Annotated in this window: 21 protein-coding genes and 1 riboswitch; of the genes, 20 read left to right on the forward strand and 1 reads right to left on the reverse strand. The window is 29.1% G+C overall.

Features of this window, described 5'->3' with window-relative positions:
- The first annotated feature begins 4 nt into the window (after positions 1–4).
- Positions 5–298, forward strand: coding sequence for a rhodanese-like domain-containing protein (locus MKD34_RS02315; protein ID WP_240219553.1), 294 nt, complete (start codon positions 5–7; stop codon positions 296–298).
- 323 nt (positions 299–621) lie between these two features.
- Positions 622–2055, forward strand: a complete 1434-nt coding sequence (gene putP, locus MKD34_RS02320; RefSeq protein WP_240219554.1) for a sodium/proline symporter PutP — start codon at positions 622–624, stop codon at positions 2053–2055.
- 14 nt (positions 2056–2069) lie between these two features.
- On the opposite strand, the gene MKD34_RS02325 is transcribed toward putP, so the two are convergent.
- Entirely contained in the window at positions 2070–2546 is a 477-nt protein-coding gene (locus tag MKD34_RS02325) for a methylated-DNA--[protein]-cysteine S-methyltransferase (protein ID WP_240219555.1), read from the reverse strand.
- Between the two features lie 118 nt (positions 2547–2664).
- Positions 2665–2833, forward strand: a riboswitch (cobalamin riboswitch).
- A 26-nt stretch (positions 2834–2859) separates the two neighbouring features.
- Between MKD34_RS02325 and MKD34_RS02330 the strand changes: the two genes are divergently transcribed.
- From MKD34_RS02330 to MKD34_RS02415, 18 genes are all read left to right on the forward strand, one after another.
- Positions 2860–4761: a TonB-dependent receptor gene (locus MKD34_RS02330; protein ID WP_240219556.1), complete on the forward strand. Its 1902-nt coding sequence runs from the start codon at positions 2860–2862 to the stop codon at positions 4759–4761.
- Between the two features lie 87 nt (positions 4762–4848).
- On the forward strand, positions 4849–5709 hold the full coding sequence (locus tag MKD34_RS02335; protein WP_240219557.1) for an ABC transporter substrate-binding protein: 861 nt from the start codon (positions 4849–4851) through the stop codon (positions 5707–5709).
- Entirely contained in the window at positions 5696–6646 is a 951-nt protein-coding gene (locus tag MKD34_RS02340) for an apurinic/apyrimidinic endonuclease family protein (protein WP_240219558.1), read from the forward strand. The genes MKD34_RS02335 and MKD34_RS02340 overlap by 14 nt, the downstream gene beginning before the upstream one ends.
- A gap of 68 nt (positions 6647–6714) precedes the next feature.
- Positions 6715–7698: a PSP1 domain-containing protein gene (locus MKD34_RS02345; protein WP_407933855.1), complete on the forward strand. Its 984-nt coding sequence runs from the start codon at positions 6715–6717 to the stop codon at positions 7696–7698.
- Positions 7699–7707: 9 nt separating this feature from the next.
- Positions 7708–8382: a tRNA1(Val) (adenine(37)-N6)-methyltransferase gene (locus MKD34_RS02350; protein ID WP_240219559.1), complete on the forward strand. Its 675-nt coding sequence runs from the start codon at positions 7708–7710 to the stop codon at positions 8380–8382.
- 56 nt (positions 8383–8438) lie between these two features.
- The gene (uvrB, locus tag MKD34_RS02355) at positions 8439–10409 is read left to right on the forward strand and encodes an excinuclease ABC subunit UvrB (RefSeq protein WP_240219560.1); all 1971 of its coding nucleotides are present in this window, start codon (positions 8439–8441) and stop codon (positions 10407–10409) included.
- 9 nt (positions 10410–10418) lie between these two features.
- A complete protein-coding gene (gene xseA, locus MKD34_RS02360) occupies positions 10419–11618 on the forward strand; it encodes an exodeoxyribonuclease VII large subunit (protein ID WP_240219561.1) in 1200 nt (399 codons plus the stop codon).
- A gap of 1 nt (position 11619) precedes the next feature.
- Positions 11620–12240, forward strand: a complete 621-nt coding sequence (locus MKD34_RS02365; protein ID WP_240219562.1) for a tetratricopeptide repeat protein — start codon at positions 11620–11622, stop codon at positions 12238–12240.
- Positions 12241–12252: 12 nt separating this feature from the next.
- Positions 12253–13317 (forward strand): DNA-processing protein DprA, encoded by a 1065-nt coding sequence (gene dprA, locus MKD34_RS02370; protein ID WP_240219563.1) that lies wholly within the window; start codon positions 12253–12255, stop codon positions 13315–13317.
- Positions 13318–13380: 63 nt separating this feature from the next.
- On the forward strand, positions 13381–15672 hold the full coding sequence (gene topA, locus MKD34_RS02375) for a type I DNA topoisomerase (protein WP_266188007.1): 2292 nt from the start codon (positions 13381–13383) through the stop codon (positions 15670–15672).
- A gap of 60 nt (positions 15673–15732) precedes the next feature.
- On the forward strand, positions 15733–17040 hold the full coding sequence (gene trmFO / locus MKD34_RS02380) for a methylenetetrahydrofolate--tRNA-(uracil(54)-C(5))-methyltransferase (FADH(2)-oxidizing) TrmFO (protein WP_240220037.1): 1308 nt from the start codon (positions 15733–15735) through the stop codon (positions 17038–17040).
- Between the two features lie 12 nt (positions 17041–17052).
- On the forward strand, positions 17053–17955 hold the full coding sequence (locus tag MKD34_RS02385; RefSeq protein ID WP_240219565.1) for a tyrosine-type recombinase/integrase: 903 nt from the start codon (positions 17053–17055) through the stop codon (positions 17953–17955).
- A 36-nt stretch (positions 17956–17991) separates the two neighbouring features.
- Positions 17992–19101 (forward strand): ribosome biogenesis GTPase YqeH, encoded by a 1110-nt coding sequence (yqeH, locus tag MKD34_RS02390; protein WP_240219566.1) that lies wholly within the window; start codon positions 17992–17994, stop codon positions 19099–19101.
- 18 nt (positions 19102–19119) lie between these two features.
- On the forward strand, positions 19120–19596 hold the full coding sequence (locus MKD34_RS02395; RefSeq protein WP_240219567.1) for a hypothetical protein: 477 nt from the start codon (positions 19120–19122) through the stop codon (positions 19594–19596).
- A gap of 21 nt (positions 19597–19617) precedes the next feature.
- Positions 19618–21009, forward strand: coding sequence for an NAD(P)/FAD-dependent oxidoreductase (locus tag MKD34_RS02400; RefSeq protein WP_040407391.1), 1392 nt, complete (start codon positions 19618–19620; stop codon positions 21007–21009).
- 14 nt (positions 21010–21023) lie between these two features.
- Positions 21024–22193, forward strand: a complete 1170-nt coding sequence (ftsY, locus tag MKD34_RS02405) for a signal recognition particle-docking protein FtsY (protein ID WP_240219568.1) — start codon at positions 21024–21026, stop codon at positions 22191–22193.
- A 133-nt stretch (positions 22194–22326) separates the two neighbouring features.
- Positions 22327–23325, forward strand: coding sequence for a phosphate acetyltransferase (gene pta, locus MKD34_RS02410; RefSeq protein WP_240219569.1), 999 nt, complete (start codon positions 22327–22329; stop codon positions 23323–23325).
- A gap of 101 nt (positions 23326–23426) precedes the next feature.
- Positions 23427–24632: an acetate/propionate family kinase gene (locus MKD34_RS02415; protein ID WP_023050978.1), complete on the forward strand. Its 1206-nt coding sequence runs from the start codon at positions 23427–23429 to the stop codon at positions 24630–24632.
- Positions 24633–24794: the final 162 nt, after the last annotated feature.

Here is a 24794-nt window from a genome sequence, read left to right on the forward strand (position 1 = left end):
AGTTATGAAGAAATATCAAACATTAAATCAAATTGAAGTAAAAGAATTACTAGTACAGAAGAATACGGTACTTTTAGATGTACGAACAGAAGATGAATACTGGGAAGTATCGGTAAAAGATAGTTTAAATATTCCACTTCATGAATTAGAAGAAAGAGTTGTTGAACTGGATAAGAATAAGACATATATAACTTTTTGTAGAAGTGGAGTTCGTTCTAAAACAGCAGCTTTAATTTTATTAGAAGAGGGATTCACAAAAGTTTTTAATTCTCAAGAGGGAATATTAACTTGGAAATAAAATTTGACAAAATTATTTTCATATGTTACTATAATGAAAATAAAAAATTAAAGGAGAGTTCTAATGAGAAAAGATCAAGTTATTTCAAATAATGTAAATAGACAACCCATCCCCCCTAGATAGGGATTTGTGTTTTAAGCATTAGTTTATGTTTAGATACAGATCCATTTTGTGTTACGATTTTGGATCTGTATCTAAGGGGAAATAACTTTTAATAAAAGATTATTTTTTAATAGGATTCTTTTGTTGAGGGTCACTTAGGTACAAAACTGTACTTGAGTGACCCTCTTTTATTTTTATTAAAAATTTGGGAGGAGTATAAAATGATAGGAGTAGAAACGTTTATTACATTTGGAGCATATTTATTATTTTTAATAGGAGTAGGAGTTTATTTTTATGGAAAAACCTCCAGTTCTGAGGACTATTTAATAGGTGGAAGAGGAGTAGGGAGTTGGGTAACTGCGCTATCAGCACAAGCTAGTGATATGAGTGGATGGTTATTAATGGGATTACCAGGAGCAGTATATCTTTCAGGATTTGGACAAATTTGGGTTGTAATAGGTTTAACAGCGGGAACATATTTAAATTGGAAATTTATAGCACCAAAACTTAGAGTTGAAACTGAAATAGAAGACACCTTAACTTTACCAACATTTTTAGAAAAGAAATTAAAAGATGATAAAGGAACAATAAGAAAGGTTCTAGCTTTAGGAACACTATTTTTCTTTACAATTTATTCATCATCTGGTTTGGTTGCAGCAGGAAAATTATTTGAATCAATACTTGGAATAGATTATAAAGTTGCCGTAGTAATAGGTGCAGTAACAATAGTTGTGTATACGTTTATGGGAGGGTATTTAGCTTCTTGTTGGACAGATTTTTTTCAAGGTGGGTTGATGTTTTTAGCTATAATAGCTGTTCCATTAGCAGCATATTATAAAATTGGAGATATTGAGACAGTTAGACAAGGAATTGAATTAAAAGGTATTTCATTAGATATATTTAAACAAAATGGAGAAAGTATAGGAATATTAGGAATATTATCTTCTTTAGCTTGGGGTCTAGGATATTTTGGACAACCTCATATTTTAGTTAGATTTATGAGTATAAGTGATGTAAAAGAATTAAAAAAATCTAGAAGAATAGCTATGATATGGGTAATTATCTCTTTAATTGGAGCAATAGCAATTGGACTTTTAGGAATACCACTTTTTAAAAATGTTGCAGAGTTAGGAGGAGATGCAGAAAAAATATTTATCTATATGATAAAAGAGTTGTTTAATCCTTGGGTAGCAGGAATTTTATTAGCTGCAATATTATCAGCAATAATGTCAACGATAGATTCGCAATTATTAGTTTCATCAACTACTTTAACAGAAGATTTTTATAAATATATGAAAAAAGATGTTTCTGATAAAGAGATTATGTGGGTTGGAAGATTGTGTGTTGTTGTAATAGCTTTACTAGCCTTAGTATTTGCATTAAATCAAAATGCTAAAGTACTATCATTGGTAGCTTATGCCTGGGGAGGTTTTGGGACAATATTTGGACCAGCAATAATATCAGTACTTTATTTTAAAAATGTAAATAGTAAAAGTGTTTTATCAGGAATTTTAGTTGGAATGTTTGTATTTTTAATGTGGAAAGTTTTAGGATTAGATAGTTATATGTATGAGTTATTACCAGGATTTTTCAGTAATTTAATAACAGTTTACATAGTGGAGAAAGTAGTTTTTAAAAATGTAGTTGAAGCTTAAAAAAAGGTGCAAAGTTATTTTGCACCTTTTTCTAAATTAAGTAAATGGGATTTTATAGATAATCCATAGGCATATCCAGTAAGTTTACCATTAGAACCAATTACTCTATGGCAAGGAATAACTATAGGAATGGGATTTTTATTGTTTGCTAATCCAACAGCTCTACATGCCTTGGGATTGCCAATAGCAATTGCAATATCCTTATAAGTTTTAACTTCTCCATAAGGAATATTAAGTAATGCTTTCCAAACAGATTTTTGAAACTCTGTTCCAATAGGATTTATTTTAAATGTAAATTTTTTTCTCTTGCCTTTTAGAAATTCATCAATCTCTTTAAAGGACTCTTCTAAAAGTTTTGTAAGTTTAAAAGTTCTGTTTGAAGTAGGTTTGTTAAGGTCAATTTTAACAATTTCATTATTTAATTCTTCAATTTTAAGTAAGCCAAATGGAGTGTCAAAAATATAAAAATAACCTGGGATAATATTTTTCATAAACTCTCCTTAAAAAATTTTATCTAAATTGTACTTAAAAAATATAAATAAATCAAGGTTAATTTAAAATATATTTTGTTCGCTTATTGTTTAAAACTTTTAAAAATGAAGTGATTATAGTATAATAAGATGTTATGGTTTTTATAAATTAAAAGGGAATTAAGTGAAAAGCTTAAACGGTCACGCCACTGTAAAATGGACAAAAATAGATAAGCCACTGGGAAACTGGGAAGGACTATTGGAGGAGGAAGTTGAGTCAGGATACCTGCCATAAAAATAAACTGCGAGTGACAGAATGGGAGGATTAAATTAAATGAAAAAAAGATTTTATATTGCAGGATTAATTCTTGTATCTAGTTTAGCAACGGGACAAGACAAAGTTGTGAAGTTAGAAGAAAGTGTTATAACAAGTGAAAATACAGAGACAACAATAGCAGATATACCAAAAAATATAACTGTATTGACAGGAGAAGAGATAACACAAAGGGGAGCAAAAACAGTAGCAGAAGCTTTAAAATTAGTATCAAGTGTTATTGTAAAAGAGATGGGTGGAGCTGATGCAGCTTTTGATATAAGAGGTCAAGGGCCTACAGCAAAATCAAATGTTATAGTATTAGTTGATGGAGCACCAATTAACTCAATTGATTTATCAGGGTATCAGACAAGTAACATTCCAGTAGATAATATTGAAAGAATTGAAGTAATACCTTCTGGAGGCTCAGTTTTATACGGAGATGGAGCAGTTGGAGGGACAATAAATATAGTAACAAAAGCACCTGAAAATAAAAAAAATTATGGAAGTTTAAATAGTGAGATAGGATCTTATGGATTAAAAAAACAACAAATTACATATGGAACTAAAATAGGAGAAAAGCTTTTAGTTGAAGTAGATTATTTAAAAAGAGAAAAAGATGGTTATAGAGATTATTCTAAAGATAATTTAGAAAGTTTTGGATTTAGAAGTAGATATAAACTTAATGATGGAGAGTTAAAATTTAAATATAATTATTCTAAAAATGAATTTAAAGCTCCTGGATGGTTATTTGGAAGTGAAGTTAGTGATGATAGAACGCAGTCGAATTCAAAAAGATGGAGGGTTGATGGGAAAACCGAGAAGAATAATTTTATGGGAGACTATTTGTATAATATAAACTCCGATTTAGAATTTAAATTGTTAGGAAGATATGCTCATGAGAATTACTCTTCAAACGGAAGTAATTATAAAACAGAGATAAAATATTTAAAACCCCAATTAAGATACTCATATTTAAATGAGAATTATATTGTATTTGGTGGAGATGTTTATGCTGGTGAAACAAAGAGTTACTCTTCGTATGGAGATTCTAAAGCAGAAAAAAATTCTTTAGGTGGATTTATAGTAAATAGTTATACAATTGACAATTTTAGATTTACTCAAGGATATAGAAGACAAAATATTGAATATAAAGGAAAAAATAAAAATTTTTCAGAGAAAAAGTTTAAAGAGGACGCTATAGAATTAACAGGAAGTTATTTATATTCAGATTCAGGGTCTACGTATATAAGTTATACAAAAGGATTTAGAGCACCTAATACAGATGAAATAAATGTTTGGGATGGAGAGTTTAATACTCAAAAAACAGAAACTTATGAAATTGGAGCAAAGGATTTTGTAGGTAACACGTATATTTCAACATCAGTATTTTATATAGAAACAGAAAATGAAATTTTCTATGGAGTAAATAAAAACGATGAGGTTAATAAAAATAGAAATTTAGATGGAACAAGTAAGAGAAAAGGTATAGAGTTTTCTATGGAGCATTATTTTGATAAATTGACAATATCAGAATCAATAACTTATATGAAAACAGAGTTTAAAGAGAGAAAAGATATTCCAGGTGTTCCAAATATAAAGGGAGTTCTAAATTTTAATTATAAATTTAATGAAAAACTAAGCTTCAATAATTCTTGGGAGTATTATGGAAAAGCTTATGATAACGATGATGAAGCTAATGAAAGAGAAAAAACAGATAGTTATATATTGAGTGGATTAACTTTTATATATGATTTCAAAGATGGATTAGTTATAAATGCAGGAATTAATAATCTATTTAATGAAAAATATTATGATTATGTAGGATATAAAAAACCAAGTGAGCAAGACCCTACATTTGGAAAGACATATTACCCTGCACCAGAAAGAAATTATTATATTGGATTTAAATATAGTTTTTAATAAAAAATGCTCTTTTCAAGATATGAGAAGAGCATTTTTTACATATGTGTTATAATTGAAATATATTTTTATAGAAGAGGTGGGCGAGTGTTAAAAAAGATATTTATGTTAAATATAGTTGTATTTTCAATAGGATATTCAAGAATATTAGTAGATGGAATTGGTCGTAAAGTTGAAATTCCTGAAAAAGTAGAAAGAATAATTTCAACAGTTCCATCAAATACAGAGATAATAGTAGATATGGGATTAGTTAATATTTTAGCTGGAGTAGATATATATTCTGAAAAAATATCTAAAGAATTAGAAGGCAAAGGAATTTTAAATACAGATAGATTAAATGAAGAAAAAATAATGGAATTGATGCCGGATTTAGTTATAACATCCCAACATAATCTCTCTAAAGGAAAAGAGAGTTTAAATATTTTTGATGAGGTTGGAATTCCAGTTTATGTAATGAAAACCCCAAATTCATTAGAAGAAGTTAAAAATTCTATAGATGAAATTGGAAATCTTTTAAATGAGAAAAAAAAGAGTGATAATTTAAAAGATAGTTATGTTCAAGAGTTAGAAAAATTAAGATTACAAAATAAAAAGCAAAAGCGAGTATATTTTGAAATTTTAAATAATCCTATATATACAACAGGAGGAAAAACATTTTTGAATGATGTTATAAAAAATGCCGGTGGAAAAAATATATTTGAAAATCAAGAGGGATGGATTTCACCAACTTTAGAATCTATTATTGAAGAAAATCCTGAATTTATATTTGTAGGTGAGGATAGAAAAGAGGTTGTAGAGGACATAAAGACTAGACCAGAATGGCAAGAGATTGATGCTGTAAAAACTGGAAAAGTATATTTTATAGACGAAGGGATTAATAGACCATCAACAAGAGTTTTAAAATCTTTAAAACAGATGAAGGAAGTGCTTTCAAATGATAAGTTTTAGTTTTATTCCTAAAAATGGAGAGGAAGAAAAATTTTTAAAAGTATATAAAAAATTAAAAAACGAAGGTATAACAGGTATAGAAACAATAATCGGGGATCATTTACCTTTGGAAAGTTATGGAAAGTATCCTGTAAAAGGAGTACATCTATTATATTATCCTACTTGGTTAGAATTTTGGAGAGAGGATATGGAAAAGGTAAAAGAAGATTTTTATGATGATGAAGGGATATTAAATTATTATCGTTCTTTTAATAAAGAGATTTTGTTAGAAACTTTTAAAAAACAATTTGAAGATGCTAAAAAAATTAAAGCAAAGTATTTAGTTTTTCATGTTTCACACGTAAGACCTAAAGATATATTTACATGTAACTTTGATTATACATCTATAGAGGTATTAGATGAAACTTTGAAAATTGTGAATGAAGTTTTTAAAGGAGATGGACCTTTACTACTTTTTGAAAATTTACCATGGCCAGGATTAACTTTAAAAGACTACGAATTAACAAAATATTTTTTTGAAAGAGTAAAGTATGAAAAAAAAGGGTTTTTATTAGATTTCTCTCATATAATATGCACAGAAAAAAATATAAAGAGTTTTAAAGAAGCAGATCGATATATTTTGAATAAAATAAAAGAATTAAAAGAACTAAATAAATTTATATATGGTGTTCATATAAATGGAATAGAATTTAAAAATTATTTTGAAAGAGATTTTTCTAACGAAATAAAAGAATGGTCAAGTGAAGATAGAAATGGAAAATTTAAAATTGAGTGGGAACACATGAAAAATCTTGATCCACATAAGATTTATAGAGGGAATTTAAAATCACTATTAAATGAATTACCCAATTTAAAATATATAAATTTAGAGTTAAATTTTCAGTCCTTAGATTATTTAGAAGAGGTCGTTAGAGAACAATTAAATTATATAAAATAAATTCTTAAAAGATAAAAAATATGATATACTTTATATTATAGAATGTTAAGATTTTCGCGGGAGGACAGATGACACAAGGAAATTTAGATATAGATAAAAATATAGATGAAAAAGCAATAAAAGAGAATGAGAATATAAAAGAAGAGACTCAAGAAGAAGTAGTATCAGATCCTAATAAGTTATATAATATATTAGGAGTAATGTTTGAAACAACAAAAAAAAGATACAGCTTTGAAATTGTAGATGAAGTAGAGTATAAAAAAGGAGATAAAGTAATAGTAGATACTATTAGAGGTAAGGAAATAGGGGTTGTTTATGGTGGACCAATGCAACTTCCTGAAAGAGTGCTGGTATTACCACTTAAACCTGTAATAAAAAAAGCTAGTGAAGAAGAGATTCAAAAGTATGAAGTTCTTCGTCAAGAAGCTAGAGAAGCGTTTAAAGTTTGTAAAGAAAGAATTACTCATCATAAATTACCTATGAAATTAATAGAAACAGAATATACATTTGATAAAACAAAGTTAATATTTTATTTCACAGCAGAGGGAAGAATTGACTTTAGAGATTTAGTAAAAGATCTTGCAAATATATTTAAACTAAGAATAGAGTTAAGACAGATTGGTGTTAGAGATGAAGCAAGAATACTTGGAAATATTGGTGTGTGTGGAAAAGAATTATGTTGTAGAACATTTATAAATAAATTTGATTCAGTATCAATAAAAATGGCTAGAGACCAAGGGTTAGTAATAAATCCTACTAAAATATCAGGTGTATGTGGAAGGTTACTTTGCTGTATAAATTATGAATATAAGCAATATGAAGAGGCTTTAAGAGTTTATCCTGCTGTAAATCAGCTTGTTAAAACTCAAAAAGGAGAGGGAAAAGTAACGAGTATAAGTCCGTTAAATGGATTTTTATATGTAGATGTTGAAGGAAAAGGAATTATGAAGGTTCTTATTGATGAGATAAAATTTAATAAAAAAGAAGCAAAGAAATTACAGAATGTTTTATCAACAGAAGAGCTACAGCATAAGGTTTTAGAAAAGGAGTAATAAAAGAAAATGATTTTTGAAAATGAAGATATAGCTAATATTTGTGAAGGATACACTTTAATTCAAAAAAAAGAAGGATTTAGATTTGGAACTGATGCGGTTTTATTAGCTAATTTTTTCAATGGAAAGAAAAATTCTAAAATATTAGAAATTGGAACAGGAAATGGTATAATTCCAGTATTGTTATGTGCTAAAGATAAAATATCTAAAATAAAAGCGGTAGAGATTCAAAAAGAAATTGCAGATTTAGCAATTAGAAATGTTAAAAGAAATGGATTAGAGGATAGAATAGAAGTTGTTAATATGGATATAAAAAATATCCAAGAAGGAAATACATATGATTATATAATTTCAAATCCACCATATATGGTTTTAGATGGAAAAGAAATTAATGATAAAGATATAAAAAGTATAGCAAGACATGAAATAAAGCTTAACTTGAAAGAGTTTATAGCAAATGCTAAAAGATTATTAAAACCAAGAGGTGAGCTTTTCATGGTACATAAAAGCTATAGATTTTTAGAAATTTCAGAAGAGCTTATAAAAAATGGATTTTCAGTTAAAAGAGTTAAATTTGTTCATTATTCAAAAGATAAAGATTCAAGTATTGTTTTAATTGAAGCTAGCAAAGGGAGAAAAAACATATTAAAAATTGAAACTCCAATTTTTTTAAACGATAATTAGAGATACTTTAAGGGAGAGGAGTTACCTCTCCCTATTTTAATGGAGGTGTCACAAAGATGTTTAAATTAAATTCAAAATATAGTCCAACAGGAGATCAACCAGAAGCAATTAAAAAATTAATTAAAGGATTAGATGAAGGTGTAAAAGATCAAACCTTACTAGGGGTAACTGGCTCAGGAAAGACGTTTACAATAGCTAATATAATAAAAGAAAGTAACAGACCAGCATTGATATTAGCTCCAAATAAAACATTGGCAGCACAGTTATTCGCAGAGTATAGAAGTTTTTTTCCAGAAAATGCAGTAGAATATTTTGTTTCGTATTATGACTATTATCAACCAGAAGCCTATATAGCAACAACAGATACTTATATAGAGAAAGATTCATCTATAAATGATGAAATAGATAAATTTAGAAATGCGGCAACGGCTGCTTTAATAAATAGAAAAGATGTTATAATTGTAGCTTCAGTATCTGCAATTTATGGACTTGGATCACCAGAGACTTATAAAAATTTAACTATAGCAATTGATAAAAAAACAGGTTATAGTAGAAAAAAGTTAATATCAAAATTGATAGAATTACGATATGAAAGAAATGATATTGCTTTTGAAAGAGGTAAGTTTAGGGTAAAAGGAGATGTAATAGATATATATCCATCTTATATGGAAAATGGTTATAGAATAGAGTTTTGGGGGGATGAAATTGAAGAGATTTCTGAAGTAAATACATTGACAGGTCAAAAGATAAAAAGAAATTTAGAAAGAGTTGCAATCTCTCCTGCTACTCATTATGTAACAGAAGAGGGAGAACAAGAAAGAATTATAGAGGAGATAAGAAAAGATTTAAAAAAAGAAGTAAAAGAATTTGAAGAAAAAGGAAAACTCTTAGAAGCTCAAAGATTAAAGCAAAGAACAGACTATGATTTAGAGATGATAAGAGAAGTTGGATATTGTAAAGGGATAGAAAATTATTCAAGATATTTGACACATAAAAACCCTGGAGACAAACCAGATACATTAATGGATTATTTTCCTAAAGATTTTATTGTATATATAGATGAATCCCATATTGGTGTTCCTCAAATAAGAGGGATGTATAATGGTGATAGAGCAAGAAAGACAGCTTTAGTTGAAAATGGATTTAGATTAAAATCAGCTCTAGATAATAGACCTTTGACATTTGAAGAGTTCAGAGAGAATTGTGGTCAAACAATTTTTGTTTCAGCTACTCCAGGAGATTTTGAAATAGAAAAATCTAATGGACATATAGCTGAACAGCTAATTAGACCGACAGGAATTTTAGATCCAATTATAGAAATTAGAGAAACTAAAAATCAAGTAGACGATCTTTTAGATGAAATTAGAAAGAACACCTTAAAAAAAGAAAGAGTTCTAATAACTACTTTAACTAAAAAGATGGCTGAAGAATTAACAGAGTATTATATAACTTTAGGTGTTAAAGTAAAGTATATGCATTCAGATATAGATACTTTAGAAAGAATTGAAATTATTAGAGGATTAAGAAAAGGTGAATTTGACGTTTTAATTGGAATAAATTTATTGAGAGAAGGGCTTGATATACCGGAAGTATCATTAGTTGCTATTTTAGAAGCTGACAAAGAAGGGTTTTTAAGAAGTAAAAGATCATTAGTTCAAACAATAGGAAGAGCAGCTAGAAATGTTGATGGAAGAGTAATACTATATGGTGATATTATGACTGATTCTATGAAGTATGCTATCGAAGAAACTAAGAGAAGAAGAAAGAAACAAGGAGAGTACAATTTATTAAATAATATAGAGCCTAAAACAATTTTTAGAGAAGTTTCAGAATCGTTATTTAATTGGGAAGCTGAAGAAGAGAAGATAGTTGAAACTAAGCATTTTACAAGTAAAGAGGATATTGAAAAAGAGATAAAAAAATTAATTAAGGAGATTAAAGTATTATCTGAAGAATTGAACTTTGAAAAAGCTATAGAGAAAAGAGATGAGATGAACAAACTAAAATTGATGTTATTAGAAATGTAGGAGCGAACTATGGAAGAGAAAATTTATAGTGTAACAGAGTTTAATAAGATGGTAAAAGGATATATAGATGAAAACCCAAACTTTCAAGAATTTTTTTTAAAAGGAGAGCTTTCAGGAGTAACATATTATAAAAGTGGTCATTTATATTTTACTTTAAAAGATAAACAGAGTCAGATAAAATGTGCAGCATTTAATTATAAATTTAAAAGAATAGCTGAAGATTTAAAAGAGGGAGATTCTGTAAAGATATTTGGAGATGTTGGCTTCTATGAAGCTAGAGGAGATTTTCAGGTATTGGTTAGACATGTACAAAAAGAAGATAAGCTTGGTGAGATGTTTGCAAAGTTAGAAAAGTTAAAGAAGGATTTAGAGAGGGAAGGGTTATTTTCACCATTATTTAAAAAAGTTTTACCTAAATATCCAAAGGCAATAGGAGTTGTAACAGCATATACAGGAGCAGCATTTCATGATATAGTAAATACAACAAGAAAAAGATTTAAAAATATAGATATTTATATTTATTCAGCTAAAGTTCAAGGTGTAGGAGCTAAAGAGGAAATTGTAAAAGGTATTGAAACATTAAATAAAATACCGGAAATAGATTTAATTATTGCTGGTAGAGGTGGAGGAAGTGTTGAAGACTTGTGGGCTTTTAATGAAGAAGAAGTAGCAAGAGCATTTTTTCAAAGTGAAAAACCAATAATATCAGCTGTAGGTCATGAGATAGATAATTTATTATCTGATTTAGTAGCAGACGTTAGAGCAGCGACTCCAACTCAAGCAATAGAAATATCTATTCCTGTAAAAAAAGAGATAGAAAAGCAATTGTTAGAAAAAGAAAAAAGAGTAAAAGATAGTATCAATAGAGTAATAAAAAAGAAAAAAGATGAGATAAAACAGCTACAAAGTAGTTATGTACTAAAGAATTTTATAAAAGCTATAGAGGAAAAAAATCAAATGTTAGTATCAAAAGAAGAGAAAATCGAAGATATTATGAAAAAGATATTTAGAAATAAAAGTCACGAGTTAGAAGTGTGTACAGAAAAAATAATTGCTTTAAATCCTTTAAATGTTTTAAAAAGAGGTTACAGTATAACTAAAATAGGTGATAAGGTAATAAAAGAAAGTTCTCAAGTAAAACTTGGAGATTCAATTGAAACAACTATAAAAAATGGAAAAATAATTAGTAGAATAGAGGAGATTATTTAAAATGAAAAAATTAATAGGAATATTATTTCTTTTTTTTAGCTTAATAGCTTTAGGTGATCAAAGACCACCATATATTCAAAGTCTAGAAAGTCAAATAGCGAGAGAGGATGATAGAGATAAAGCGGCAGTTCTTTTAAAAGAATATGAAAAATATTTTAAAAGTTATATAAACTCTATAAGTGGAAATGAAAATCAAGTTTTTTATTTAGGAGACCAATATTTTAGAAATAGAAAGTATGAAAGAGCAGCTCAAATTTTTAGTAGTAACATTGATAGTTCTAGAAATTTATTTGGAGCAGCAACAAGTTATAGATTCATAGGTGATTATAATAAAGCCATTGATTTTTATAGCGTTGCAATTAGTATTGAGCCTAGTATGAAAGAAGCTTATTTAGGAAGAGGATTAGCGTATAGAAATTTAGGGAGATATAATAAAGCGATAGATGATATTCAAATATATATGAACTATGCACCTAGTGTAGAAGGGTTTTTAGCTTTAGGAGATATTTACTTGGCTGAAAAGAAAATTGATAGAGCAAGAGAGGTTTTACAAGAAGGAAGAAGATTATATCCACAGTCAAAAGAGATAAGTAATATGTTAACGTCTACATATTCTAGATAAAAGAGGTGACAGATGGAGTGGTATCGATTAAAATTAATAGGTTTAAAGAGTAGTAAGATTAGAGCTTTAATGGCATACAATAAAAGATATAAAGATATTTTTGCTGATTTAGATAAACTTACAAATATACTAAATTTAACCGCAGGTGATACCCAATTAATAGAAAATTCAAAATACTGTGAAAAATATTTGGAGGTTATGGATTATTTAGAACGAAATAGGATAGGTCTAATAAGTATTAATGATTATAGATATCCTGAAAGTTTGAAAAATATAACAAAACCTCCACTTTTTCTTTTTTATAAAGGAAATGTAGAACTTTTGAGTAAAAATAAGATGATTTCCATTGTAGGAACAAGAAGGTCGACAAAATACGGAGAGCTTTGTTGCGAGAAAGTTGTTAAAGATTTAGTTGATGGAGATGTAGTTGTTGTAAGTGGATTGGCTTTAGGAATAGATTCAATAGTTCATAAAGAAGTTCTAAAATACAAAGGGAATACGATTGCCGTTCTAGGATGTGGAATAGATATTTATTATCCAAGAACTAATGTTAAATTGAGAAATGAAATAGAAAAAAAAGGATTAATAATATCTGAGTTTCCTATTGGAATGATGCCGGCACCTAAAAATTTCCCAATTAGAAATAGAATAATAGCTGGCTTATCTAAAGGGACTATAATAGTTGAAAGCTCTTTAAAAGGTGGAAGCTTAATAACAGCTAATATATCTTTAGAAGAAGGAAGAGATGTTTTTGCAATTCCAGGAGATATAACTTATCCATTATCACAAGGATGTAATGAGTTAATAAAATTATCTCAAGCTAAGCTAATAATCTCAGGAGAAGATATATTATCTGAGTATGGTTGGCCAAAAACAAATGAAGAAGGAAAAAAATTAAATAAGTTGCTTGGAATAAAATTAAAAATTTACAGTGTATTAAAAACGAAAATGCATTTAGAAGAAATAAAACGAGAAATTCCTTGTGAAACAAGTGAATTATTGAGCAATTTAATGGAATTAGAAATAGAGGGTTATATTCAAAGCTTGCCAGCAGGACACTATAGAAGGCGTTTATAAACGGGAAACTTAGTACCCTTGGTTGATTTTTTTATTAATTTCTAATATAATTAAGAGCGAATAATGTATATAGAGAAAAAATTAGGGGTGAAAATAGTGGCGAAAAAAAATTTAGTAATAGTGGAATCACCTGCAAAAGCGAAGACTATTGAAAAAATATTGGGGAATAATTTTCATGTTACAGCTTCCTTTGGACATGTAAGAGATTTGCCTAAAAGCAAAATTGGAGTAGATGTGCAAGATGATTTCAAACCGAGCTATTCGACAATAAGAGGAAAGGGAGATGTAATAAAAACTTTAAAAGATCTTGCTAAAAAATCAGATAAAGTATATTTAGCATCTGACCCTGATAGAGAAGGAGAGGCTATTGCGTGGCATATAGCTCAAACATTAAAATTAGACGAAAATGAAGCTAATAGAATAGAATTTAACGAAATAACGAATGGAGCAATAAGAGAAGCTATAAAAAATCCTAGAAAGGTAGATATAGATAGAGTTAATGCACAGCAAGCAAGAAGAATACTTGATAGACTAGTAGGATATGAGATAAGTCCTCTTCTATGGAAATCTATATCTTCTAATACAAGTGCTGGAAGAGTTCAATCAGTTGCTTTAAAATTAATATGTGACTTAGAAGATAAAATAAAGAAATTTGTCCCAGAAAAATTTTGGGATATAAAAGGTGAATTTGAAAATAAGATGAATCTTTCTCTGTATAAAATAGAAGGAAAAAGATTTGAAAGAGTTACAGATGAGGATATTGTAAAAAATGTTCAATTAACACTGAATTCAGAATATTCGGTTATTAATTCTAAAGTAACTAAAAAATCTAAAAATCCACCGCTACCATTAAAAACGAGTACATTACAGCAATTATCATCATCATATTTAGGTTTTTCAGCTTCAAAAACTATGTCTGTAGCTCAGGGATTATATGAGGGTATAAGTATAGATGGAAACCAAAAAGGTTTAATAACTTATATGAGAACTGATTCAACTAGAATATCAGATGAAGCTAAAGATATGGCAAAAAGTTATATAGTAGAGAACTTTGGAAAAGAATATTTAGGTAAAGAGGCAGCGAAGAAGAAAAAAGATGAAAAAATTCAAGATGCCCATGAAGCTGTTAGACCAACAGATATATATTTAGAACCAGATAAAATAAAAAAGGATTTAGCTCCAGATCAATATAAGCTATATAAGCTTATATGGGAAAGATTTATGATATCTCAGTTAGCACCAATGCAATATGAACAATTTGAGATAATTTTAGAAAATGGAGATTATCAATTTAGAGGTACTTTGAATAAGATAATATTTGATGGTTATTATAAAGTTTTCAAAGATGAAGAGGAATTACCATTAGGAGAATTTCCAACAATAAATGAAGGAGATTTCTTAAAACTAAAAAAATTGAATATAAAAGAGGATTGGACAAAACCTCCTTCAAGGTTAACAGAATCATCTTTAGTTAAGAAACTAGAAGCTGACGGAATAGGAAGACCGTCAACATATGCTTCAATAATAGAAACTTTAAAAAAGAGAGAATACGTTGTAATTGAAGGAAAAAGTTTTATTCCGACAGAGTTAGGTTATGAGATAAAAACAATTCTAGAAAAAAACTTTAAAGATATAATGGATGTTAAATTTACAGCATCATTGGAAGATGGGTTAGATTTAGTTGAAGAAGGAGAGAGAGATTGGATTGAGATATTAAAAGATTTCTACTCGAAACTTTCAAAAGATTTAGAACTTTATAAAATTAAGGTTGAAGAAGAATCTAATAGAATAATAACTTCAGATGTTCCTTGTCCTTGTGGATCTGGAAATATGATTATGAAAAATGGAAGATTTGGAAGATACCTATGCTGTACTGATGAAAATTGCAAAGAAAAATACTCTTTAAAAGGGATTGAAATTCCATTAGAAGATATTAAGAATGGAGATATAAAAGTAAAAGAGTTATTAGAAGAGCAATTGAGAGTTAAACAAGGAAAATTAACAGATGTATTTTTAAATAATGGAAGTAGATTGCTTTTAAAGCTAGGACGTTTTGGTAGTTATTTAGAGAGCGAAAATTTTAAAGAGGATAATGAAAGAGTTTCTTTACCAGGAGAAGTTAAAAAACTTCTTATGAATGGAACAATTGAAGAAAAAGATGGAATAGTCCAATTAAAATGGATTATGGATAAAATTCAAAAAGAAGAAGAAGAGATTCTAAAAAATGCTGGGAATTGTGAAAAGTGTGGAAAACCATTTAAAATAGGTAGAGGAAGATGGGGGAAATTCTTAGCTTGTACGGGATATCCTGATTGTAAAAATATAAAAAAATTGGAAAAAGATAAAAAAGAGTAGATAAAAGGACTCGCCTTTGTGGGCGAGACTTTTGTATGTATAAAAAAAGGAGAACAGATGATAAATAAAGAAGTAGTAGTAATAGGAGCAGGATTAGCAGGATCAGAAGCAGCATATCAATTAGCAAAAAATGGAGTTAAGGTAAAACTATATGAAATGAGACCAAAAGTTTCAACAGAAGCTCATAAAAGTGAGAAATTTGCTGAGTTAGTATGCAGTAACTCTTTAGGAGGAGATCATTTAGGAAATGCCTCAGGATTAATGAAAGAGGAGCTAAGAAGAATGGGATCACTACTTATTGAGATTGCAGATGAAGTTAAAGTTCCTGCAGGGCAAGCTCTAGCTGTAGATAGAGAAGGATTTTCAGAGAAAGTGACAGAGAAGTTACATTCTATGGAGAATATAGAAATAATAAATGAGGAATTAAAAGAGATTCCAAAAGATAAAATAGTTATTGTTGCTAGTGGACCATTAACATCAGATGAACTGTCTAGAAATATTGGAAAAACACTAGAGCAAGAATATTTATATTTTTATGATGCAGCAGCTCCAATCGTAACCTTAGAGTCTATTGATAAAGATAAGGTATTTTTCCAATCAAGATACGATAAGGGAGAGGGAGAATATATTAACTGTCCGATGAATAAAGAAGAGTATGAAGCTTTTTATGAAGCCCTAATATCGGCAGAAAGAGCACCTTTAAAAAAGTTTGAAGAAGAAAAATTATTTGAGGCATGTATGCCTGTTGAAAGAATAGCTCAAAGAGGATTTAAAACATTATTATTTGGACCATTAAAACCAAAAGGATTAATAAATCCAAAAACTGGAAAAGAAGAGTTTGCAGTAGTTCAGTTAAGACAAGACGATAAAGATGGAAAATTATATAATTTAGTAGGATTTCAGACAAATTTAAAATGGGGAGAACAAAAAAGAGTGTTCTCAATGATACCAGGACTTGAAAATGCAGAATTTGTAAGATATGGAGTTATGCATAGAAATACATTTATAAACTCAACAAAATTGTTAACTCCAGCATTAAATTTAAAAAATAACGAAGATATATATTTTGCAGGACAGATAACAGGTGGAGAAGGGTATGTTTGTGCTATTGCTACTGGATTAATGGCGGCAACTAACATTCTTAGAAAGATGGATGGAAAAGTACCATTAATACTGGATGATAGAAGTTCAATCGGAGCAATCATTAAATATATTACAGAGGAAAAGAAAAATTTCCAACCAATGGGACCTAATTTTGGTGTAATAAAATCTTTAGATGAAAGAATAAGAGATAAAAAAGAGAAGTATAATAAGATATCAAAAATAGCTTTAGAATATTTAGATGAAAAGTTAAATCAAGAGAAGTAAAAGGAGTTTGAGATGGACACTCTTAATTTATTAGGGGATATAAAAGAGTTTTTATATCATTGTGAGTTCGCAAAAGGAAAGAGTTTAAATACAATAAAATCATTAAGAATAGATTTGTATAGATTTAATGAATATATTATGAAATGTGATGATTTAAAAAAAATTTCTGATATAGATGGATTCAATTTTAGAGAATTTTTAGTGGAACTTCAAAGTTGTGATATAGGAAAAAGGTCTTTGAATAGAAAAATTTCATCTATAAAATCATTTTTTAAGTATTTAAAAGATACTGGAAAAATAAAAAGCAATCCAGCTCAATTAATAGTGGCACCAAGTTATGATAGAGGAATTCCTGAAGTTCTTGAGTTAGGAGAAATAAGTAGCTTTAGAAAAGCTATAGAGTTAAAAAATTATCATAGTTTAAGAGATAGACTAATTGTAGAGCTTCTTTATTCGAGTGGAATAACATCTCAAGAACTTTTAGGACTAGGGGAAGATGTTTTTAATTTAGAAGAGAGAGAAGTTATTGTAACAAGTTTTAAAAAATATAGAACTGTATTTTTTAGTGAAAGAACAAAAAATTTTTTTAAAAGATATATAGCTGCTAAGAAAGAAAAGTTAGGAGCTAAATATAATAAAGAAATACTTTTTGTTAATGGATCTGGTGGAAGATTAACTGATCGATCTTTAAGAAGACTTATAGATAGATATGGTATTAAAGCTGGAATAATAAAAGAGATAAGTCCTCATAGTTTTCGACATACATTTGCTGTTCATATGTTAGAAAATGGAATGAGTTTATTACAATTACAAAAATTACTAGGACATTCAAATTTAGATTCAACAAAAATATATTTAGAAGCTTTAGAGAAAAAAAGAAGAAAAGAACTGTCTAAAGAGATAGTAATAAAATAATAGAAAAAATATTAATTATAGATTGAAGGAGAGTTTATGACAAAAAAATGTATAGGATGTGGAATTGAACTTCAAGGAGAAAATCCAAATTCTAATGGATATTTGCCAAAGTCAGTTTTAGAAGGAGATAGCAAAGAGTTACTTTGTCAAAGATGTTTTAAAATAAAAAATTATGGACAGTATATTCCTATAAAAATGACAAAAGAGGATTATAGACAAGAAGTTAAAAAAAGTTTAGCAGAGGCAGATGTAGCAATACCTGTATTTGATATTATTGATTTTGAAGGATCATTTGATGATGAGATTCTTGATATTTTAAGAGAAATGGAATCAATTGTTGTAATAAATAAATTAGATTTAATACCTGATGATAAACATCCATCAGAAGTTGCAGATTGGGTTAAGGGAAGATTGGGAGAAGAAGGAATTGCTCCGTTAGATGTAGCTATAGTAAGTTCTAAAAATGGATATGGAATAAATGGAATATTTAAGAAAATTAAACATTTTTATCCAAATGGAGCAAAAGCTTTAGTTTTAGGAGTAACGAATGTTGGGAAATCAAGTATTATAAACAAACTTATAGGTGCTAAGAGAGTAACTGTATCAAAATTTCCAGGAACAACTCTAAAAAGTGTTAAAACAGAAATTCCATTTTCAAAAATAACATTAATTGATACACCGGGTTTAATTCCTAGTGGAAGATTTTCTGACTTTGTTTGTCAAGAGTGCAATCAAAATATAATTCCAGCTAATGAGATATCAAGAAAAACATATAAGGTTCAAGAGGATAGAGTTATATTAATTGGTGGAATGATACAAATGAGAGTATTAAATGACGACGAGTTAAAACCAATATTCTCACTATATGCATCTAAAGATGTAACGTTTCATGAGACAAATATAGAGAAAGCGAAAGAGTTAATGCAAAAAGCAGACTTTTTAACACCGCCATGTGAAAATTGTAGAGACGAATTTAACTCTTTAGAAAAAGATGTAGAAGTATACACAGTAGAAACAGGAGAAGAATTAGTTTTTAAAGGTTTGGGATGGTTATCTGTAAAAAGAGGGCCTTTAAAAGTAGAAATAATATCACCAAAAGGTGGAGAAATATTAATAAGAGAAGCTTTTATAAAACCAAAAAGATAGAAGATGAGGTTCTAGGGGATGGAAAAAGACGGAAGAATAACTACTCTAAATTGGATTATAAATATAGCGGTAACAATTTTATTTATCTATCTTGCTATGAGAGGAATTGATGATCTAACAGGAACATATAAAATTGATGAAACGGTAAGAAGTACAAAAGAACTTAGAATAGCTTTAGAAAAATACTATCAATTAACAGGGAATTATCCTGAATTAACAAAACCAGGGGTAAATATGAACTTACATCTTTTGGATTATGTGAATGAAAAAGGACAAAAGATATCTTTTGCAGATATTTATGGAAGAAAAACTTTAGCTAAAACATACGGTAGTAATTCAATAATTGCATCAAATGAAGTTTATGATGTACAGAATTTTGAAAATACAAGTAAAAATGGCGGTTGGAATTATAATTATTCTCAAAGAACAGGAGAGATTCATCCTAATTTACCTGAGGATATTTATATAGAAAAAGTAAACTGGATTAGACAGTAGAACATGAATGGAGGAAAATAAATGTACGATATTATATTTTTAGGTGGAGGACAAGCTGGGGTTTTTGGAGCTTACGAAGCTATTAAAAAGAATAAGGATTTAAAGATTTTAGTTTTAGACAAAGGTAGAATGTTAACACAAAGAGTTTGTCCAAAAGAAAAGCTAGGAACATGTGTAAAGTGTCCAACTTGTGCAATAATTTATGGAGTTTCAGGAGCTGGAGCTTTCTCTGACTCTAAATTTAATATGGATTATAGAGTTGGTGGAGATGTTCATGTTTTAACTGGAAAAGTAATTGTAAATGAAACTATTCAATATGTAGCAGATATATATAAAGATTTTGGATTTGATGAAAAACCATCTGGTTTAGAGTATAATCAAGTTATGTTAGATTTAAAGAAAAGATGTATTGAAAATAATGTACAGTTAGTAGATACGCCAACAATGCACTTGGGAACAGATGGATCAAGAGAACTATATACAAAATTAGTAAATTCTTTATTAGAAAAAGGTGTAGAGTTTATAACTGAAAGGTCTGCTGAAGGATTAATAATAGAGAATGGTGAAATAAAAGGAGTAACTGTAAAAAATAAAAAAGATGAAGTTGAAAATTACTTTGCAAAAAATGTTGTAATTGGACTTGGAAGAAGTGGTGCAAAAAAACTGATGGAGATGTGTGAAGAGTCAGGAGTATCATATGAGACAGGTGCAGTTGATCTAGGTGTAAGAGTAGAGATACCTGATTTAGTAATGAAGGATATTAACGAAAATTTCTATGAAGCAAAGATGATTTATCATACAACAAAATATAGAGATAAAATGAGAACTTTCTGTTCAAATCCAAGTGGATTTATAGCTGCAGAAAAACATAGTGACGATGTAGTACTAGCAAATGGTCATGCATATAAAGATAAGAAATCTCAAAATACAAACTTAGCTTTATTATGTACAAAGACATTTACACAACCATTTAAGCAACCATTTGAATATGCAACTGCTATAGCGAAGATGTCGTCAATGCTAACTGGTGGTAAGATATTAATGCAATCTTACGGAGATTTAAAAGTAGGAAGAAGATCAACAGATGAGTCTATAGCTAGATTAAATATAATTCCAACAACAGAAGATTATGTAGCTGGGGATATAGCGCTAGCATGTCCAAAAAGAATCTTGGATAATATTATAGAGTTTATAGAAGTTCATGACAAAATAACTCCAGGGTTTGCATCAAGTGACTTATTGCTATATTTCCCTGAGATAAAATTTAGAAGTACAAGAATAAAAATAGATGCTAATATGGAAACGAATATAAAAGGATTATACGCAGCAGGAGACAGCTCGGGATACGGAAGTGGACTAAATATAGCTGCAGTAATGGGGATACTGGCGGTAAGACATATAATTTCTAAATAATTTGGAGGACTATAATGGGATTTTTTAATAAACTTTTCGGTAGAAAAAAAGAGGATAAAGTTGAAGAAAAAGAAGAAAAGTTAGAACACGAAGTGATAGAGGAAGAAATTGAATCACTTGAAGAGTTAAAAGAAGAAAAAATAGATGAAGAAGAAAGAATAGATGAAGCAGTAGAAAAAGCAATTGATGATGAAAAAAACGAAGAGTCAACAATAGAAAACGAAGAAATAAAAGATGAGATAGTGTACATAGAAAAACCAAAAGTTGAAAAGAGAAGCTTCTTCACATCTTTAAAAGAAAAGTTATTTAAATCAAGAGAAGGTTTATTTGGCACTTTGAAAAATATTTTTACGGGAAAATCAATAGTAGATGGAGAAATGTATGAAGAATTAGAAGATACATTAGTACAATCAGATATTGGTATTGAAATGACTTTAAAAATAGTAAAGGATTTAAAAGCAGAAGTAAAAGCTAGAGGAGTTAAAAAGCCAGAGGATGTATATCCAGTCTTAAAAGATGTATTAGAGGGATATTTAATTACAGAAAATACTAAATTAGATATTCAACCTGGAAGAATGAATGTGATTCTAATAGTGGGAGTAAATGGTGTTGGAAAAACAACAACTATTGGAAAAATTGCGGCTAAGCTGGTAAAAGATGGTAAAAAAGTTGTAATAGGTGCAGCTGATACATTTAGAGCAGCTGCAGTTGAGCAATTAGAAGAGTGGGTAAAAAGAGCAGGAGCAGAAATTGTAAAGCATCCAGAAGGAGCAGATCCAGGAGCAGTTGTCTTTGATACCTTAAAGGCTGGAGAAGACAAAAATGCTGATGTTGTAATTATTGATACAGCAGGAAGATTACATAATAAAAATAATCTGATGAAGGAATTAGAAAAAATAAATAATATTATAAAGAAAAAAATAGGAGACCAACCTTACGAGTCAATTTTAGTTTTAGATGGAACTACAGGACAAAATGGACTGATTCAAGCAAGAGTATTTAACGAAGTGACAAAATTAACAGGATTTATTGTTACTAAATTAGATGGAACGGCCAAGGGTGGAATACTATTTAGTATCTCTGAAGAGCTTAAAAAACCTATAAAATATATAGGAGTAGGAGAGGGAATAGAAGATTTAAGAGAGTTTAATAGTAAAGAGTATATACAAGCAATTTTTGATTAATATATTAAAAAAAATAGAATTTCTGTTGTAAATATATATAAAATTTGTTAATATATAGTTGAAAATTATGAGCACTATTACAGTATAGTTAAAAATGTGCAATTTATTTAATAAAAATCAAGGAGGACTTAAAGTGAGCATTATAGTTCAAATTAAAGAAAAAGCAAAAACTTTAGGAAACAAAATAGTTCTTCCTGAGGCTACTGATGAGAGAGTAATCAGAGCAGCTGCAGGAGTAGTTGAGGAGAAGTTAGGAACTCCAGTATTAATAGGAAATGTAGAAACAATAAAAACATTTGCTACAAATTTAGGAGTATCTTTAGATGGTGTTGAAATTATTGATCCCAAAACTACTGATAAATTAGCTTCATATGTTGAGAAACTTTGTGAGTTAAGAGCAAAAAAAGGAATGACTCCAGAAGAAGCAGAAAGATTATTAACAACTGATGTTAACTTCTTTGGTGCTATGATGGTTAAAATGGGAGATGTAGCAGGGATGGTTTCAGGATCAGACTCACCTACAGCAAATGTTTTAAGAGCTGGATTACAAGTTGTTGGAACAAAGCCAGGAGTAAAAACAGTATCATCAGTATTTTTAATGGAGTTAAAGCATAATGTAGAGACTTATGGAGAAATCTTAGTATTTGGAGACTGTGCTGTAATTCCAGAACCTACATCAGAGCAATTAGCTGATATTGCATCAGAAGCAGCAGTAACAGCATCTACAGTAGCTGGATTAGATCCAAAAGTTGCACTTATGTCATTCTCTACAAAAGGATCAGCAAAGCATGATTCAGTAGACGTTGTAAAAAGAGCTGGAGAAATTTTAAGAGAAAGAAATGCTGATTTCGCGTTTGAAGAGGAATTACAAGCAGATGCTGCTTTAGTAGCATCAGTAGGAGTTAAAAAAGCTCCAAATTCAAAAGTAGCTGGGCATGCTAATGTATTAATATTCCCTAATTTAGCAGCAGGAAATATCGGATATAAATTAGTTCAAAGACTAGCTAATGCAGAGGCATATGGTCCATTAATTCAAGGGTTAGCAGCTCCGATAAACGATTTATCAAGAGGATGTTCAGTTAAAGATATCATAGATTTAACTGCAATAACATCAGTACAAGCTGGAAAGTAATAGATGACGATTTAAATTAAGGTAAAAATCCGTAAGGAGTTTTAACTCCTTACGAATTAAATATATTAAAATAAAAAAATAAAATTAAGGTGGTAAATTTAATGAAAGTTTTAGTTATTAACTGTGGTAGTTCATCTCTAAAGTACCAATTATTAAATCCTGAATCGGGAGAGCTTTTTGCAATTGGACTTTGTGAAAGAATAGGAATCGAAGGATCAAAAATGGAGTATGAAACTCCAGCTAACGATTTTGAAATCGAAATAAAGCAAGATATGCCAACTCATAAGGAAGCTTTAGAGTTAGTAATAAATGCTATTACAAATCCAGAGTATGGAGTAATAAAATCAGTAGAAGAGATTGATGCAATAGGTCACAGAGTAGTACACGGTGGAGAGAAATTCGCTTCATCAGTATTAGTAACTCCAGAAGTTATGGCAGCTATGGAAGAGTGTTCAGAGTTAGCACCATTACATAACCCTGCAAACTTATTAGGAATTAGAACAATGCAAGAATTAATGCCAGGAAAGCCAAATGTTGGAGTATTTGATACATCATTCCACCAAACAATGCCAAAAGAAGCATACATGTATGCATTACCATATGAGGATTATACAGAATTAAAAGTTAGAAAATATGGATTCCACGGAACATCTCATAAATTTGTTTCAGGAGTAGCTCAAGAATTATTAGGAAATCCAGCTGAATCAAAAATAATCGTTTGTCACTTAGGAAACGGTGGATCAATATCTGCAGTTAAAAATGGTAAATGTATTGATACAACTATGGGATTAACTCCATTACAAGGAATTATGATGGGAACTAGATGTGGAGATATCGATCCAGCAGCAGTTTTATTCATAAAAAATAAAAGAGGATTATCAGATAAAGAAATGGACGACAGAATGAATAAGCAATCTGGAATCTTAGGAGTATTTGGAGAGTCTTCAGACTGTAGAGATATGGAAATCGCAGCAGCAGCAGGAAATGAAAGAGCATTATTAGCTGAGAATATGTTTGCTTACAAGATAAGAGGATATGTTGGAAACTATGCAGCTCAAATGGGTGGAGTAGACGCAATTTGCTTCACAGGAGGAATTGGAGAGAATTCTGGAAAAGTTAGAGAAGACGTTTTAAGAGGATTAGAGTTTATCGGAGTTGAATTAGATAAAGAAGTTAACTCTAAGAGACAAAAAGGAAATGTTCTTTTAACTAAAGAAACATCTAAGGTAAAAGCATTCAAAATACCTACAAATGAAGAGTTAGTAATAGCTAGAGATACTTACGAAATTGTAAATGCTACAAAGTAATAAGTGTTGAAAGTTGTTTAATAAATAAACATATTAGTCAGTAAAAAATTATATTTGGTTGAATTAGTTTAAAAATTTCTTAAAAAAATCGAGAACTTTAATTGACAATTAATAAGAATACTCGTAAAATAGAGTTAACTTTAGAGTCAATTAAAAAAGGGA

Origin of the sequence: Cetobacterium somerae, assembly GCF_022430525.1 — a bacterium.
Taxonomy (GTDB): domain Bacteria; phylum Fusobacteriota; class Fusobacteriia; order Fusobacteriales; family Fusobacteriaceae; genus Cetobacterium_A.

What these genes read in the sequence shown, in the direction of transcription:
- MKD34_RS02400 (WP_040407391.1), top strand. Translation starts at nt 19,618, where the DNA reads ATGTACGATATTATATTTTTAGGTGGAGGACAAGCTGGGGTTTTTGGA.
- MKD34_RS02315 (WP_240219553.1), top strand. Translation starts at nt 5, where the DNA reads ATGAAGAAATATCAAACATTAAATCAAATTGAAGTAAAAGAATTACTA.
- MKD34_RS02350 (WP_240219559.1), top strand. Translation starts at nt 7,708, where the DNA reads ATGATTTTTGAAAATGAAGATATAGCTAATATTTGTGAAGGATACACT.
- putP (WP_240219554.1), top strand. Translation starts at nt 622, where the DNA reads ATGATAGGAGTAGAAACGTTTATTACATTTGGAGCATATTTATTATTT.
- topA (WP_266188007.1), top strand. Translation starts at nt 13,381, where the DNA reads ATGTATATAGAGAAAAAATTAGGGGTGAAAATAGTGGCGAAAAAAAAT.
- MKD34_RS02345 (WP_407933855.1), top strand. Translation starts at nt 6,715, where the DNA reads ATGACACAAGGAAATTTAGATATAGATAAAAATATAGATGAAAAAGCA.
- MKD34_RS02395 (WP_240219567.1), top strand. Translation starts at nt 19,120, where the DNA reads ATGGAAAAAGACGGAAGAATAACTACTCTAAATTGGATTATAAATATA.
- yqeH (WP_240219566.1), top strand. Translation starts at nt 17,992, where the DNA reads ATGACAAAAAAATGTATAGGATGTGGAATTGAACTTCAAGGAGAAAAT.
- MKD34_RS02385 (WP_240219565.1), top strand. Translation starts at nt 17,053, where the DNA reads ATGGACACTCTTAATTTATTAGGGGATATAAAAGAGTTTTTATATCAT.
- MKD34_RS02340 (WP_240219558.1), top strand. Translation starts at nt 5,696, where the DNA reads ATGATAAGTTTTAGTTTTATTCCTAAAAATGGAGAGGAAGAAAAATTT.
- ftsY (WP_240219568.1), top strand. Translation starts at nt 21,024, where the DNA reads ATGGGATTTTTTAATAAACTTTTCGGTAGAAAAAAAGAGGATAAAGTT.
- uvrB (WP_240219560.1), top strand. Translation starts at nt 8,439, where the DNA reads ATGTTTAAATTAAATTCAAAATATAGTCCAACAGGAGATCAACCAGAA.
- MKD34_RS02325 (WP_240219555.1), bottom strand. Translation starts at nt 2,546, where the DNA reads ATGAAAAATATTATCCCAGGTTATTTTTATATTTTTGACACTCCATTT.
- MKD34_RS02415 (WP_023050978.1), top strand. Translation starts at nt 23,427, where the DNA reads ATGAAAGTTTTAGTTATTAACTGTGGTAGTTCATCTCTAAAGTACCAA.
- MKD34_RS02365 (WP_240219562.1), top strand. Translation starts at nt 11,620, where the DNA reads ATGAAAAAATTAATAGGAATATTATTTCTTTTTTTTAGCTTAATAGCT.
- dprA (WP_240219563.1), top strand. Translation starts at nt 12,253, where the DNA reads ATGGAGTGGTATCGATTAAAATTAATAGGTTTAAAGAGTAGTAAGATT.
- MKD34_RS02330 (WP_240219556.1), top strand. Translation starts at nt 2,860, where the DNA reads ATGAAAAAAAGATTTTATATTGCAGGATTAATTCTTGTATCTAGTTTA.
- xseA (WP_240219561.1), top strand. Translation starts at nt 10,419, where the DNA reads ATGGAAGAGAAAATTTATAGTGTAACAGAGTTTAATAAGATGGTAAAA.